At 69.0% G+C, this 14680-nt stretch carries 10 protein-coding genes and 1 pseudogene; 4 read left to right on the forward strand and 7 right to left on the reverse strand.

Going from position 1 to position 14680, the window contains the following annotated elements; all coding sequences use genetic code 11:
- Nucleotides 1–50: 50 nt before the first annotated feature.
- The 3 genes from ACQI5H_RS20710 to ACQI5H_RS20720 are packed head-to-tail and all read right to left on the reverse strand — an operon-like array spanning nt 51 to nt 6828.
- Entirely contained in the window at nt 51–3704 is a 3654-nt protein-coding gene (locus ACQI5H_RS20710; RefSeq protein ID WP_427081172.1) for a lipid II flippase MurJ, read from the reverse strand.
- Nucleotides 3701–6100, reverse strand: coding sequence for a hypothetical protein (locus tag ACQI5H_RS20715; RefSeq protein WP_427081173.1), 2400 nt, complete (start codon nt 6098–6100; stop codon nt 3701–3703). Before ACQI5H_RS20715 ends, ACQI5H_RS20710 begins: the two co-directional genes overlap by 4 nt.
- Complete coding sequence (locus tag ACQI5H_RS20720) at nt 6097–6828, reverse strand: NUDIX hydrolase (RefSeq protein WP_427081174.1); 732 nt, start codon at nt 6826–6828, stop codon at nt 6097–6099. The genes ACQI5H_RS20715 and ACQI5H_RS20720 overlap by 4 nt, the downstream gene beginning before the upstream one ends.
- 89 nt (nt 6829–6917) lie before the next feature.
- Between ACQI5H_RS20720 and ACQI5H_RS20725 the strand changes: the two genes are divergently transcribed.
- Both ACQI5H_RS20725 and eccA read left to right on the forward strand, forming a co-directional pair.
- Complete coding sequence (locus tag ACQI5H_RS20725) at nt 6918–8366, forward strand: CCA tRNA nucleotidyltransferase (RefSeq protein WP_427081175.1); 1449 nt, start codon at nt 6918–6920, stop codon at nt 8364–8366.
- A gap of 29 nt (nt 8367–8395) precedes the next feature.
- Nucleotides 8396–9748 (forward strand): annotated as a pseudogene (eccA, locus tag ACQI5H_RS20730) (type VII secretion AAA-ATPase EccA); the annotation flags it as partial.
- A 15-nt stretch (nt 9749–9763) separates the two neighbouring features.
- Here the strand turns inward: eccA and ACQI5H_RS20735 are convergent.
- On the reverse strand, nt 9764–10567 hold the full coding sequence (locus ACQI5H_RS20735) for a helix-turn-helix domain-containing protein (protein WP_427081176.1): 804 nt from the start codon (nt 10565–10567) through the stop codon (nt 9764–9766).
- 387 nt (nt 10568–10954) lie between these two features.
- Here ACQI5H_RS20735 and ACQI5H_RS20740 point away from each other — a divergent pair, with 387 nt between their 5' ends.
- Nucleotides 10955–11236: a WhiB family transcriptional regulator gene (locus ACQI5H_RS20740; protein WP_427081177.1), complete on the forward strand. Its 282-nt coding sequence runs from the start codon at nt 10955–10957 to the stop codon at nt 11234–11236.
- A 72-nt stretch (nt 11237–11308) separates the two neighbouring features.
- On the opposite strand, the gene ACQI5H_RS20745 is transcribed toward ACQI5H_RS20740, so the two are convergent.
- Both ACQI5H_RS20745 and ACQI5H_RS20750 read right to left on the reverse strand, forming a co-directional pair.
- Nucleotides 11309–11749 carry a nitroreductase family deazaflavin-dependent oxidoreductase gene (locus ACQI5H_RS20745; RefSeq protein ID WP_427081178.1) on the reverse strand — a complete coding sequence of 147 codons (441 nt, stop codon included), beginning with the start codon at nt 11747–11749 and terminating at the stop codon, nt 11309–11311.
- 27 nt (nt 11750–11776) lie between these two features.
- The gene (locus ACQI5H_RS20750) at nt 11777–12613 is read right to left on the reverse strand and encodes an NAD(P)H-binding protein (RefSeq protein WP_427081179.1); all 837 of its coding nucleotides are present in this window, start codon (nt 12611–12613) and stop codon (nt 11777–11779) included.
- Nucleotides 12614–12726: 113 nt separating this feature from the next.
- Between ACQI5H_RS20750 and sigI the strand changes: the two genes are divergently transcribed.
- Entirely contained in the window at nt 12727–13611 is an 885-nt protein-coding gene (sigI, locus tag ACQI5H_RS20755; protein WP_427081180.1) for an RNA polymerase sigma factor SigI, read from the forward strand.
- Nucleotides 13612–13617: 6 nt separating this feature from the next.
- Here the strand turns inward: sigI and ACQI5H_RS20760 are convergent, their stop codons facing one another.
- Nucleotides 13618–14556, reverse strand: a complete 939-nt coding sequence (locus ACQI5H_RS20760) for a MinD/ParA family ATP-binding protein (protein ID WP_427081186.1) — start codon at nt 14554–14556, stop codon at nt 13618–13620.
- Nucleotides 14557–14680 lie beyond the last annotated feature (124 nt).

The raw sequence follows: 14680 nt of genomic DNA on the forward strand, positions 1-14680 counted from the left end.
CAATCGGTGATCGCGCGGCACTTCACCGCACCAAGGGTCTGTGAGCGCCGTCAGGACGCGGCTTGAACGGTGATCTCGAAGAAACCGGCTTGGCTCTTGCCGCTGGTGGTTCCGAGCGTGGAAATCCACACCAGCAGGTTCGAGGTCGGCGACCCGGCCTTGACCGGGATGACGTTGTGGCCGGGTTTGAGTGTGAAGGCCGGGGCGAGCACGGTGGTGTCCTCCAGCTTCGACGGCGTCTGGGTGGACGACGCCCGGATCTCGACTTTGGTTCCGCTGCTCGGGGTGTCGATCGTGACTTGGCCGACGACGGTCGGGCTGGGCAGCTGCAGCATCAAACCTTCGCCCTGCTTGAAGCTGGGGAAGGGAACGGCGTCGGTGTAGACCTCGGTAGCCCAGGCGGTGGTGGGGTCGCCGTCGATCGCCTGCCCGGCCGTGCCCGCATTGTCGGCATCACCGTCAGGGGAGTAGACGGACGCCCTGGTGGGTTTGACGACGGCGCCCGCCGGAGCGGAGCTGGGGGCCGACGAGCTGGTCGACGACGACGGGCCGTTGAGTCCGAGCTCGTCCTTGTTGAGGCCGCCGCCGACGTTGCCGAAGATCTTGCTCACCACCGACGCGAGCACCAACAGCGCCACCACGAGGACCACGACGCCGGCGCCCACCCCGATCAGCACGTTGCGGCGCCGTCGCGCGAACGTGGCCTCGTCCAGCGGACCGGCGGGTTCGCGCGGGCTCGGCGCTAGGGGTGAGTCGTCGACGGGCCCGAGCACCTCGGTGCGGTCCGCCACCGCGGTCGCCTGTTGCAACAGGTTCAAAAGTGTTGACGCACTGCGGATTCCGCCGTCTTCCTGGACCGCGCGGACGGCGACCGCCGAGATCTGGAAGGGAATGTCGCGGTCGATGACCGTGGGTTCGACGGGCAGGCCGGACGAATCGTGGTCGGCGGGGGCCAGTCCGCTGCGGACCCCGTGCTCCGGCAGCGGCCAACGGTTGACCAGCAGCGCGTAGAGCGCGGCGCCGATTCCGCGGATGTCGTCCTGTGGATTCGCGTCGGGCATCGTGGCCGGGTAGGCCAGCACCACGTCGCCCTCGATGCTCACGCGCACCCGGCTGGGGTGATCGATCGACAGGGCAACTCCGGCGCGGTGGGCCGCGTCCGCGGCGGCGGCGAGCGACTGCATCGCCCGGATGGCGCCGATTGGCGACGGCGCGGTGTCGGCCACCTCCTGCAGCGAGCCGCCGCGAATCCACTCCGCGACCACCAAGCCACCGAATCCCGTGTGCACGACGTCGAGCACTCGGGCGACACCGGGCTTGTCGATCCGGCTCAGCCGCAGCGTGCGGGCGAGGACCTCCTGCAGCACGTCATGCGGCAGGGCTCCGTCGGGATCCACGAACGTGAGCGCCACCTGCCGGTCGAGCGCGGTGTCGAGCGCCTGCCAGAACTGCAGGGGCGGCGCCCCGCCGTGGAAGACGAGGAGCCGATAGCGGCCGCCGGCGATGCGAGCGCCGGGCACCAGGTGGACGTCGTCGGTGGACGCCGCCGAGTCCGCGCTTCGCTCGCGGGGCGCGTCGAAGGGGATCGGCCCGCGCGCGGCTTCGCCGTTAAGATCGCCGTTGCGCTGGTCGGACGGCCGCGGCGCCGCGGAATCGGGCTTGGCGGGAATATCGGGGGCCGGAATGTCGGGCTCGAAATCGTCGGCAACCGGACGCGGTAGCTTGCCGCCTGACGCGGGGCCGGATGCGGCGCTGTCTACTGGGCGGTCGGTCACCTCCGGTCCTTTCGCTATCCGGACGCTGTCGGCCCGCTCCGGAGGCCTGCGCCGGATCGGCTCCTGGACCGCACCTACCCCCGGCGGGGACGAATTCCTCTGCTCAGGGTACGTGACGGGCCGCCGGTGAGACGATCGATCCGGTACGGCCGCCGTAGGGCGCGCTGGCGGTTGCTCCCAGCGCCCGCTGCGGGGTCTGATCCGGCGGCTCACGGCGCCCAGCGCCGCCTGGGCCTCGGGGACCCGTGCGCGGACCATGACCGTGGCCATGATCGGCAACATGATGAGCGCCAGGACCAGTAGTCGCAGCAGCGAACCGGCGGCGCCGCCGTGGGCCGTCAGCTCGCTCAGTCCCAGCAGCCGGTCGGCCACATGGGCAATCAAGGCAGCCAGCAACGACGCGGCAACCGTCACCAGAACCGTGCGCACCTCCCGGACGCCGACCGGGTGGCCGCCGCGGGGCAGCAGCGCGCGCCGCAACAGGTGGTAGCCGACGACTGCGCCGGCGAGGAAACCGATGCCGTTGGCCAGCCCGAGGAAACCGGCCACCAGCTTGGGGTCGCCGGTGAGGTGCGGGGCCAGCACCGAGCCGACGATCTTGACCGCCGTGATGACGAGGATGATCACGATCGGTGTCCACGGCTGTTCGCGTGCGTAGAACACGCGCAGCTGCAAAAGCACCAGCCCGTAAGGGATTAACGTGAACGCCGACAACGCGATCGCGGCACCCAGGTATCCGGCGTCGACCCCGCCGAAATGACCGTAGGCGAACAGGGCGCTGCCGATCGCGGGCCCGCCGACGGTCATGAAAGCCACGATCGGAATCAGCGTGATCAGGGTCAGTCGGGTGGCCAGCGACAGGTCGGCCAGCACCGCTCGGGTGTCGTCGGCGGCGGCGTTGCGGCTCAGCCGTGGCGTCACCACGGTCAGCACCGTGACGCCGATCATGCCGAACGGCAGCATCAGCACGAGCCAGGTGTAGTTGTAGATCGCCGGTCCGGAAGCGGCTGCGGTGCTGGCGATTTGGTTGCCGACCACCAGGCCGAGCTGGCTGATCAGCACGTAGAGCACCATCGCGGCGGCCATCGCACCGAATCGCTTGAGCCGCTGGTCGATTCCCCACAGCGGGCGCAGGCTCACACGCTCGCGCCGCAGCGCGATCAGCAGGACCGCGGTCTGCGCGAACACGCCGGCGGTGGTGCCGATGCCGAGCACGAGCAGCTTGGCATTGCCCATCCGAACGGGATCGACCGAAAGTTCGCCGGGGACCGCCAGATACACGCCCAGGGTTGCGAGTGCGACGACGTTGTTGACGACCGGTGCCCATGCCGTCGGCCCAAACACGTTGCGGGTGTTGAGGATTGCCATGAATACCGAGGTAAGACCGTAGGCGAGCACCTGGGGCAGGAGCAGGTAGGCGAAGGCCGTCGTCAGGGGTTCGTTGACCTGAGGAGCGCGGCCGAGCATCAGGCGCACCAGCAGCGGTGCGGCGACCACCGACAGCGCCGTCGCGAACAGCAGCAGCGCGGTGGTCAACGTGACCAGGCGCCGCACGAACGCCGCGCCGCCGTCGGGATCGTCTTGCTCGGCACGGGCCAGCACCGGAACGAAGATCGCCGTGAACGTCGCCTCCAGCACCAGCGCCGCGACCAGGTTCGGCAGCTGGTTGGCCACCGAGAAAGCACTGGACAGCGCGGCCCCCAGGATGGCGGCCAGCAGGACGATGCGGGCGAATCCGGTGATCCGGCTGATCAGTGTCGCGAAAGCCATCGCCCACGAGCGCGATACCAGGGCGGCGTCGGATAGTTCGGGTCGTCGACGGGCCAACTCCGGCACCGGAGGCAGCGGCCCGGTAGGCGGCGAGGCGGGTCCCCGGGTACCGGGCCGCGGCTGCGGCCGCGGCTGGGGTCGCCGGTAGGCGGGTTTCATACTCGGTGCTCTTCATCGACCCGATCGGGGATGTCGTCTCGCGAACGGGCGGGTCGGTGGTCGGGTGGGTCGGGCCGGTCTAGATCGGCGCGGTCGGGCTGGCCGCGGAATCGGTGCCACAGCCGGCGTCCGGCCAGCAGCACCAGGATCGCCGCCGCGGTCAGCGTGATCGCGAACAACACCTTCCCGTAGGCGTTGGAGTGCACGGACAAGCGCACCGGCTCGCCCAGCCGCAGCCCGTCCTGCGTTCGCAGCGACACGTCGATGGCAACCCGCTGGGTGAAGTTCACTTCGATCGGCACCCGCAGCGGTAGGTATCCCGGCGGCAGTTCGATCTGGCCGACGTCGGAGACGTTCATTCCGGGCGGGGCGTCGACGTGTAGGCGGACCCGGATGGGGACGGCGAGGCCGTTGTGCAGCGCCAGCGGGAGGGGGCTGTGCTCGGTGGCCAGGGTGTAGGAGCCGCCGGGGTTGACGATCGTGACGGCACCGAACAAGTCGCTGATGGTTTTGCCCACCACCGTTAGGCGCTGCGCGGCCAGCGCGTTGCGGGTGTCCGGCGGTTCGGTTTCGCTGAGTGCGCGCAGCATGTCCTCGCGCAGGGGAGCGGTGTACTGGATGCCGGTCAGGCCGGTGCGCTCGTCGGTGGTCAGCGCCGACGTCAGCCCCCACAGCCTGCCTACCTGGTGACCGATGTCGGCCGTCACGTCGTCACCGAAGCGGCCGCGGGCCGACAGGTAGGCGTCCGTCGGCGGCCCCGGCGCCTCGTTGTGGGCCGCGGCCTCGGCGATCAGCGCGGGCAGTGGGCGCGGTATGGCCAGGCCGGACCGGATCGTGGTGGCCAGCGCGGTCAGGATGACCTGCGCGTCGTCCGCCTGCAGGTGCCATGTCGCCGGCGGCACCAAGATCTGGGTGCGCGGCGCGGCGTCATGCTGCAAGGAGTGCCAGAACATGGAACCCAGCGCGTCCTGACGTCGGGCGGTCTCCGAGTCGTGCGCCAGCCGGACCGTCAGCGAGGAGTCCAGATAGGTGGGGACGGTGGGGTCGGTCCCCGCTCCGGCCAGCGCGGCGCCGACGGCCGGGTCAAACGGCGCGAGCACCACCTGGGGCGACAACCGCCGGGGCTTCGTGTCGACGGTCGTGGGCGAGTCGCTGGCGGAGTCCTGGGCGGCCAGGTCGGCGGCCGCGATGGCGACCGTGTTGTCGTTGGCGCTGAGCAAGTCGACCGCTCGGTTGGTCAGCGGGCCGTCGGGCAGCAGGGTGGCCCCGCGGGCGGACGGGACGTCGAGAATGTGGTCGACGATGTCGCCGACGCCGTTGGTGGCGATCCCGCTCAGGCCCTGATCGTTGACGCGCTGCAAGGCGTCGAGGTCGGCTTGCGCGTAGGGCAGCGGTGTGACGCAGGTGCGGTGGGCCAGCGCGCGTAACCGGTTCATCCACACGGTCGCGGCCGCCTGGCCGGTCCCCGGGTGGGTCGGGCTACCGGGTTGTTGAGCGGCCAGGTCAGGCGAGTTGGACACGACGTAGCCGCTCGTCATCGCGTTGACGGTGACCAGCAGATCCGGGTCGACAGCCAGGCAGAGCGCGCGTCCGACCGCGCCGTCGGGGTCGACGTCGTGGCTGGTGGCGACCTCGGCTGAGGACAGCAGGATGTCCAGCCGGCCACCGGTGGCCAGCGAGGTGGCCAAGTCGTCGTCGACGAGCCGGACCGGAATGGTGCCGCCGGGCGCGCCCGGGGACAGACGCGGCCGATCGGCCAGCGGCCACAGCATCGTGATCCACACGGGTTTCGACGTATCGGGCGCAACGGCCGAGCCCAGGTCGTCGGCCTGGTCCGGCGGCACACCGATCACCGGCAGCAGGAACCGCGCGTTGTCGAGCCGGGCGGGGGCGCCGTAGTCGGGAGTTCCGTTGGCATTGACCAGGATTGGGTAGATCCCGGGCTGGTCGATGCCCAACGATGGCTTGCTCAACGACCGCAGCGGGACGGACAGGCTGAAGCCGGCTTGTTGCCCACGCTGCAGTTCCGGTGCGACCGTCAGGAAATCCGCCGCCGGCTGGTATTGGTCGGTGCCACCGTCCAGGGCCGTGCGTAAACCCGCCGAGGCGGTGACGGGTGCGGCGTGCTCCAGCCGGACCATGACGTCGCGGACCGGACGGTCGCCGATATTGATCACCATGCCGCTGACCGTGACGACCGGTTGACTCGTTGTCGTGACCACATCGGGGGTCACCTGGTCGATGCGGACACGGACAAACGGCGTCGACCCGGGTTCGTCGGCCGCCGCGCGCGGCGCGATGACGGGCCCGTTGAGCAGTACCGCAAAACCGGCCACGATGCCGACCACGGCGGCAACCCGCACCAGGCCCGTCCAGCAGAGTCGCGGCACAATCACGGCCCCGGCCCGTGGCCGTTCTTCCGGCCGGCGGGTTTGTCGGAATGCCGGGTGCGCGAATGGGTCTGCGGGCGCCGCCGGGGCGAGCTCGGCGGCAGCGGAGGAAGTGCGGCCGGACCGTCACTCTGCAACTTGTCGATCAGTTCGTCGGCGACCTCGGCCAAGCGGCGCTCGTCCGCGTAGGCCAGCCTCGACGGCAGTTCCCGCATCGGCACCCATGCCACTTCGGCGACTTCGAGGTCCTCGTCCGACAGCTCGCCGCCGGAGAAGCGCATTAAATAGTGGTGCACGGTCTTGTGCACGCGGCGGCCGTCGGTGACAAACCAGTAGTCGATGCGCCCCAACGCCGCCAGCACGCTGCCCCGTATTCCCGTTTCCTCGGCAACCTCGCGAATGGCGGTCTGCTCGGCGGTCTCGCCCTGCTCGATGTGGCCTTTGGGCAGCGACCACAACATCCGTCCGCGTCGATCGATGCGACCGATAAGGGCGGCGACCTGGCTGTCGCGAGGCCCGTCGAGGCCGTCGATGACCAGTCCGCCGGCGGATGTTTCGTGCACGGTCCGCAGCCGGTCCGGCACGCGGCGCGGCGAGCGCGATCGGCGTGGTTTCGTCACCGCCGCGTCACTGGCCGCTTGGCCGTTCGTAAGGTTCTCGGCCGAGCCGGCAGCGCCGCGGCGTCGGCGTCGTCCCCGGCGCCGACGTGGTTTGGCTTGTTCGCCATCCGACACCCAAGCGATAGTAGCTGGCACGAGCTGGGCCTCCGGACATACTCGCCGCGGGCGAGGCCTGGGGTCTGGCCCGACTACGCTGATCGAACGTGTCCCAAGCCGATGCCGATCTGCTGACCGCCGCGGCGGTCGCGCTTAACCGGCACGCCCCCGTGTTGCGCGAGCTCGGGTCGGCATTCGCCGATGCGGGCCACGAGTTGTATCTGGTCGGCGGTTCGGTGCGGGACGCGTTGCTGGGCAGGTTGAGTCCAGACCTTGACTTCACCACCGACGCGCGTCCCGAGCAGGTGCAACAGATGGTGCGGCCGTGGGCGGACAGCGTGTGGGACACCGGCATCGCATTCGGCACCGTCGGAGTCGGCAAGGGCGATTATCGCCTCGAGATCACCACGTTCCGCGCGGACAGCTACGACCAGGTGTCGCGCAATCCCGAGGTGCGGTTCGGCGACCGGCTCGACGACGATTTGGTGCGGCGCGATTTCACCGTGAACGCGATGGCCGTGCGCGTCACGCCGGCCGGGCCGGGTGAATTCCTCGATCCGCTAGGCGGTTTGGCCGCGCTCGGCGCGCGCGTGCTGGACACCCCGTCGGCTCCGTCGGTTTCCTTCGGGGACGACCCGCTGCGGATGCTGCGCGCGGCGCGGTTCGTGTCACAACTCGGCTTCACCGTCGCGCCGCGGGTGCGGACGGCGATCGAAGAGATGGCACCGCAGCTGGAACGGATCAGCGCCGAGCGGGTCGCCGCCGAGCTGGACAAGCTGCTACTCGGCGACGACCCCGTCGCCGGTATCGACCTGCTGGTGCAGACCGGGATGGGCGAGGTGGTGCTGCCCGAGGTCGGCGGCATGCAGATGGCCATCGACGAACATCATCAGCACAAGGACGTCTACCAACATTCGCTGACCGTGCTGCGGCAGGCGATTGCGCTGGAAGGCCCACGCCCCGAGGGCGGCCCGGATCTGGTGCTGCGGTGGGCCGCGTTGCTGCATGACATCGGTAAGCCGGCCACGCGGCGGCACGAGGCGAACGGCGGCGTCAGCTTCCACCACCACGAGGTGGTCGGCGCGAAGATGGCCCGGAAGCGGCTACGGGCGCTGAAGTACTCCAAACAGATGGTCGACGACGTCTCGCAGCTGGTGTATCTGCATCTGCGATTCCACGGCTACGGCGATGGCAAGTGGACGGACTCCGCGGTGCGCCGTTACGTCACCGACGCCGGGCCGCTGCTGCCGCGGCTGCACAAGCTGGTGCGCGCCGACTGCACGACCCGCAACAAGCGGCGGGCCGCGCGCCTGCAGGCCAGCTATGACCGGCTGGAGGCGCGGATCGCCGAGCTGGCGGCCCGGGAGGATCTTGCGCGGGTGCGCCCCGATCTGGACGGCAACCAGATCATGGAGTTGCTCGACATCCCGGCGGGCCCGCAGGTCGGGGAGGCGTGGCGGTTCTTGAAAGAGCTGCGGCTGGAACGCGGGCCGTTGACCACCGAGGAGGCGTCCGCCGAGCTGTTGGCGTGGTGGCGATCGCGCCGGAACCCGTAGCGGATGCCGGGCGTCCGACAAAGCATGGAATCATCATGTCGGCCGTCACCGCGGCGACCTGCACCCTGGCCGCCCACGCCGCGGCCCACCTCGGGCAGGGGCGCGTCGCACTCGAATGGACCGATCGCGTCGAACTGCGCTCCGGATACGGTGGCCCGACCGAGTCGCGTCGTCACAATCTCGAAACCGCCCTCGCCGCAATAGATCCCAACGATTTCCCGCTGATCGCCGCCGATCTTGCCTACGTACGCGGCATGGCGCATCGCCAGCTCGGCGACGAGAACAAGGCGCAGATCTGGCTGTCGAAGGCGACGATCAACGGTGCGCTGATCGAACCGGCCAAGCAAGCGCTAGCCGATCCCGCGCTGCAGCTGGTGATCACCGACGAGGATGCCATCAGCAGCCGATCGAACAAGTGGGACGTGACCACCGAGCTGTCGGAGCAGCAACGTCAGGAATCCGAACACCAAGAGCGGCGCAGCGAACTCCTGCAGGAGGGGCGCGCGCTGCTCGACAACCAAGTCGGACTGGCCGAAGTCAAGCGGGCGGTCGCCGAACTGGAGGACCAGATCGAGGTCCGCGCGCTGCGCCTGGCGGCGGGATTGCCGGTGGCCAACCAGACCAACCACATGCTGCTGGTGGGCCCGCCCGGCACCGGTAAGACAACCACCGCCGAGGCGCTGGGAAAGATCTACGCCGGCCTCGGCATCGTGCGCCATCCCGAGATCATCGAGGTCAAGCGCGCCGACTTCTGCGGGGAACACATCGGCGCCTCGGGCCCGAAGACCAACGAACTGATCAGCCGCTCGCTGGGCCGCATCCTGTTCATGGACGAGTTCTACTCGTTGGTGGAGCGCCACCAGGACGGCCGGCCGGACATGATCGGCATGGAGGCGGTCAACCAGCTGTTGGTCGCGCTCGAGGTGCACCGGTTCGACTTCTGCTTCATCGGCGCGGGCTACGAGCGAGAAGTCGACGAATTCCTCACGGTCAACCCGGGTCTGGCGGGGCGGTTCAACCGCAAACTGCGGTTCGAGTCGTACACGCCCGACGAGCTGGTGGAAATCGCGGTGCGCTACGGCAAGCCGCGCGCCACCGTGCTCGAGGACGCCGCCGGCGAAGCGCTGAAGGCGGCCTGCCTCACGTTGCGCGCCTACCACGCACCCAACGGGGAGCACGGCATCGACTTGATGCAGAACGGCCGATTCGCACGAAACGTGGTCGAACGCGCCGAACGGCTGCGGGACTCGCGGGTGGCCGCCCAGCACCGCACCGACAAGGGGTCGGTGACCGTCGAAGACCTACAGTCGATTCGCACCCAGGACATGATCGCCGCGGTCAAGGACGCGTGCGCGGAAAAGCATGTGCCGATAGCGCTTTGAACGACGGTGGCGGCCTCAGTGCATGTGGCTGATTAGCGCTTCGATAGCGTCGGCGACGCCGTGGGGAACAGTTTCGTTGGCTTCTACGCGCGCGACCATCTCCTCGGTCACGCCGGCCGCGTCCGCGGTCTCGATGGTGGAAAGGTTGGCCCTCCGCCGGGCCGCATATAGACGCTGCGCCAGCGGAGCGCCGGGCGCGCTCGCGCCGACCGTCATCAGCTCGGCGTAATGACGGCGCACCGTGGCCAGCGCCTTGATCAGTTCCGGGGTAATCCGGCTGATGCGGGTTGCTCGAACGGCGATCGCCTCGAGCTGGCGCAGGTCGGCGAGGATCGGTGTCGCCCGCTCGATGAATTGCGGATCATCGGCCGGCGGCAATGCGGCGATCGCCAGATCGCAACCGTCCACAGCAGCAACGATCGCCTCCGCGATCAACGACGTCGAGGCATCGGAATTTGGGCCCTGCTCGCCCGCCTCGCGGGCGCCAGGGGCGGCCGGATTCGGCTTGACTTGTGCTTCGCCGGCCAATCCCCGGCGGAGCCGCGCGATGGTTCCGGCGGGCCATTGCAGTACCTGCTCGAGCTTGGCCTGAGTTCGTTCCCGCGGCCAACTGCGTCCCTTTTCGAAAGCGATGAGTGCGCCGGCGTTGATGATCCCGTCGGCCGCGAGACCGCGCTGACTAATGCCCAGTTCACGACGGCGCGCGGCCGCGGCTGCCCCTGCCCGAACCATGCCGGGATCCAGCTCGCCGACACGGGCATCGTGAGCGTCCGACCCGTCCCGGCGCTGCGGTGGAGCAGTCGACTCGGCGGTGGACATTTGCGGTGATCCCTCGGTTCCCGGGGCGGACCTTCCGCCGTTGCGATTCTAACCGTCGCGCCGGCCCCGTTCGTACACCGATTGCTACGTTTCGATGCAATACGGTCGGTGCTATCGTTCGACCTCAGCGTGCTACGGTTTTCAACTACTGCAATGGTCCGGGGGATCGTTGGGCCAGATTCGAATTGACGCAAAACTCCAGCTCAGACGAGCCATAATCCCGGCCTCGACCTAGGCACGGCCCGTCGGCGAGCCGAGGAATGCAGGATCGCTAACAGTAGCGCGGAAGACGCTGACTGGACATAACCGTTGCATTGCAGCGGTAAGTGCTATAGCGTGACGGACACAAGCACGGATGACCGCAATGCTTCTGGAGGAACGCGCGACATGACCGCACCAACTCTGTACGACATCCCGCTGGGCGCTTGCACGCGGGACCCCGACCGCTGGACGTCAGCCCCTGACGCGGAGGCTAAGGCCCTGTGCCGAGCGTGCCCACGCCGGTGGCTATGCGCGCGCGAGGCCGTCGAGTCCCCGCGTGCGGACGGACTGTGGGCCGGCGTCGTCATTCCGGAATCGGGCCGACCGCGGGCCTTCGCCTTGCGGCAGCTGCGATCCCTGGCCGAGCGCAACGGATACCCGCTGCGCGAGACCGCAAAGTCGGCTTAACCTGGTGCGCGGTGGCCGCCGAATTTCGAGGGGTCGGCGGCAGGACGCGTGGTTGGGTGTGGGCGACGGCGGTCAAGCCGGTTCGAATCGGAAGACGGCGAGCTGGCCCGCCAACGCCTCGAATTCGTCGGCTGTTCCGTCGCGCACCATTCCGGAGCGCTTTGCGAACGCCACTCCGACGGGCACCTCGGCCGGGAATGCCCGCAGCACCGGCCGCGCTTCGTCGGCATTCAGTTCGACGATCCTGACTTGCCGCGATCGTCGGCCCCGGGCCAGCGTGCCGGTGCCCGCGGCGCGGGCATTGGCCGCCCAGTCGGCGCCCGGATAACCGGCCACCACGTAGAGGCCGCCCTCGAACTCGAACGGCGTCATCGGAGTGCTGCGCGGTTGGCCCGACTTACGGCCGGGCACCGTCAGCACCATGGCGGGGCCGGTCGGTATCCCGAGCCGCTGCACCGCCATCATCATCTTGTTCATCGGTTTGAGGTAGCGCGGCGGACGTGGTTGTGACATCTGAGTGCTCCTTATTTCTCTGCTGATCTAATTCGCGAACAGGCTGCGGTGCGCCGACACCCAGTGCGCGAACGGGGTCGCCGTCCGGCCCAGGATCTTCTCGACGTCGTGGGTGACAAGGGCGGGTTTGTCGAGCGTGTCGGCGAGCATGGACGTGTAGGCGTCGGCGAACTCGGCGCCGAAACCCAGGCCGATGAACCGTTGCCGCACGACGTCGGCCGGTACTTCCTGATATCGCAGTCGGCGGCCCAGGACGGCGCCGATGACGTTCACCAGCTCCACGTTGGTGAATGCCTGCGGACCGGTCAGCGGAATGCGCTGCCCGACAAGTTCATCGGTGAGCAGCGCCCGCGCGGCGACCGCCGCGATGTCAGCCTCGACGATCGGCGAGGTCGACGCCGCGGCGTAGGGTCCGGCAACCACATCGCCGGCGCGGATCTGCGCCGACCACATGCCGGCGAAGTTCGTCGCAAACACCGTGGGGCGCAGGCTCACCCACGCCAGGCCGGAATCGACCGCGAGCTGCTCGACCTCCTTGTTGCGGTCGCCGCGGAAGCGGGACGGTTGCCGGGAGAAATCGTCGTCGGCGTTGATGGCCGACAGTGCCACCAGCTTGGTGACCCCGGCGGCCACGCACTGGGCCACCACGTCGGGCAACTCCGCCCCGAGGGCACGGGAATTGAGGAATACCGCCGACGCTCCCGCTAGCGCGTCGGCCGCCGAGGCGACCGCGTCGACGGACGACGGAAACCCCGCCGACTCAGGCGTGCGGGTGACCGCCCGCACTCGGGCGCCGGCGGCGGCGAGTTCGGCAACGAGGGGCCGCCCGACGTTGCCGGTGGCTCCGGTTACGACGATCGTCATGATGTGGTTCCTTCCGGTGTGATGCGACTGCTTTTCACCAAGGACGGGGCGGAAGATGGGAAAGTTACAGCCGGAATCTGTAACTTTTTGCCGCATCAGATCGTCGAAGATTCATGGACCAGTCATACGACCAGATCACCGAGGCGTGGCGTCAGCACCGCCCGTATCTGATCAATCTCGGATACCAGATACTCGGAGATGTCGGAGACGCCGAAGACGTTGCGCAGGAGGCGTTTCTGCGGCTGTCCCGTGAAGACGTCGACCAGCTCGACGATGTCCGCGGGTGGCTGACGGTCGTCACGAGCCGGCTCTGCCTCGATCAGGTGCGCTCGGCGCGATCGCGCTACGAACGCTTGAGCCGCCCGGCCAGCGAGGGCCGCGAACGCGAGCCGGCTGAACCGCGGTCCGTCGATCCGGCCGACCGCGTCACGCTCGACGACGAGGTCCGCAGCGCCTTGATGGAAGTCTTACGCAGGCTCAGCCCGGGGGAGCGCGTCGCGTTCGTGTTGCATGACGTGTTCGGCGTCCCCTTCGACACGATCGCCGAAACGGTGGGTCGTCCCCCCGGCACCTGCCGCCAGCTGGCGCGGCGGGCACGAGCCAAATTCAGTACGGCACAACCGAAGTTGAGCGAGGTGGCCTCGGCAGAGCACCAGCTCGTCGCCGAAAAGTTCATCACCGCATGCGCGAACGGCGACATCGCCGCACTGACCGCCGTGCTGGATCCCACGGTCTGGGGCGTGGGCACGGTTCTCGCCGACCCGGCGCCGCCCCCGCAGGTCAATCACGGGCCACACGCGGTGGCCACCAACCTGATGCGCTACCTCGGCCCGGAAGTCACGGTGGTGAGTGGTCCGGCCGGACAGCCGGTGCTGCTGGCCTTCGCGCAGCGCCGGCTCTTCGCCGCCATCGTGCTGACCATCCGCGGGCGCCTGGTCACCAAGATCGAGGCGATCGCCGATCCGTCGGCCCGCATCGGGGTCGCTCAAGGGCCGTAGCGCTTGTCAGCCCTCGTCCGCGTCGCGGCGGCGAGCGCGTGCCCGGTCCGGGCGCGCCGCGAAATACCCTGCGACCGTGGCCGTTATCTGTAGAAATTTGCGGCGCGTCGCCGTCGCCATTTGATGGCTCACATCGATGACGCCGCCGGGCCGTAGGTGGGGATCGAACGGCACCTCGACCACCGGCTGTCCGTGTTCGACGAATTCGCGGGCCAACAGTTCCCGGGTGCGTTTGTCGGCATGGCCGTCGGAATCGTTGAGCACCACGAGCGTGCGGTGCAAGAGATCGGCAAGGCCCTGATCCGACAGCCACTCCAGCGTCCGCGCGGCGGCGGAGGCGCCGTCCGCCCACGGCGAGGAGACCACGATCAATGCGTCGAGATCGCGCAGCACTTCCTGAGTGACCGGCGAATCCATCGTCGAGCCGCAATCGATGACCGAGATAGTGAAATGGCGATCCAGCCGCGACGCGGCTTCGCGGTAGATCGCGGGATCGAGGACCCGGCGTGGGCCCGAGGCAGGCTCCCCACCGAGCACGTGCAGCCCGGCGGAATTGCGCCCGACCCGCTCGATGACGTCGGTGAAGGACCGCAGATTCTTGTTCGACGTCAGCTCCCAGAACGAGGCGGTCGAACGCGGATCGACCCGGCTGCTCAATCGGCCGAATGCGGTGTCGGCGTCGATGGCGACGACGTGGTCCTGGGGACGCAACTCGGCGAACACCGATCCAACGCTGGCGGCGACCGACGTCTTTCCGACACCGCCCTTGCCCAGCACGCCCACCTTGTAATTGCCGTGCAGGCCGGCCCGAATGGTTGCCTCGAACTGAGCCTCCTGGCGCTGCGTCGCCGACGGACCGAGCTTGACGAGGTCAAAGGTGATCAGCCTCAGGATGCGTCGCCAACCGCGGTCGGGCAGTTCTGTCGCGGGGGTCCGCGGCGGGATCGGGGCGGGCGGCGCGGCGGGCGGAGCCGTCTGCTGGGGCGGCGCGGTGGATCGCGCGGACGCGGCGGGAGCGGCTTGCGCACGCGGCGGGGCAGCGGCGGGCGTGCGCAAGCCGCTCCCGCCG

This window comes from Mycobacterium heidelbergense (genome assembly GCF_050205645.1).
Lineage (GTDB): Bacteria > Actinomycetota > Actinomycetes > Mycobacteriales > Mycobacteriaceae > Mycobacterium > Mycobacterium heidelbergense_A.

What these genes read in the sequence shown, in the direction of transcription:
- sigI (WP_427081180.1), top strand. Translation starts at nt 12,727, where the DNA reads ATGGACCAGTCATACGACCAGATCACCGAGGCGTGGCGTCAGCACCGC.
- ACQI5H_RS20745 (WP_427081178.1), bottom strand. Translation starts at nt 11,749, where the DNA reads ATGTCACAACCACGTCCGCCGCGCTACCTCAAACCGATGAACAAGATG.
- ACQI5H_RS20735 (WP_427081176.1), bottom strand. Translation starts at nt 10,567, where the DNA reads ATGTCCACCGCCGAGTCGACTGCTCCACCGCAGCGCCGGGACGGGTCG.
- ACQI5H_RS20740 (WP_427081177.1), top strand. Translation starts at nt 10,955, where the DNA reads ATGACCGCACCAACTCTGTACGACATCCCGCTGGGCGCTTGCACGCGG.
- ACQI5H_RS20750 (WP_427081179.1), bottom strand. Translation starts at nt 12,613, where the DNA reads ATGACGATCGTCGTAACCGGAGCCACCGGCAACGTCGGGCGGCCCCTC.
- ACQI5H_RS20710 (WP_427081172.1), bottom strand. Translation starts at nt 3,704, where the DNA reads ATGAAACCCGCCTACCGGCGACCCCAGCCGCGGCCGCAGCCGCGGCCC.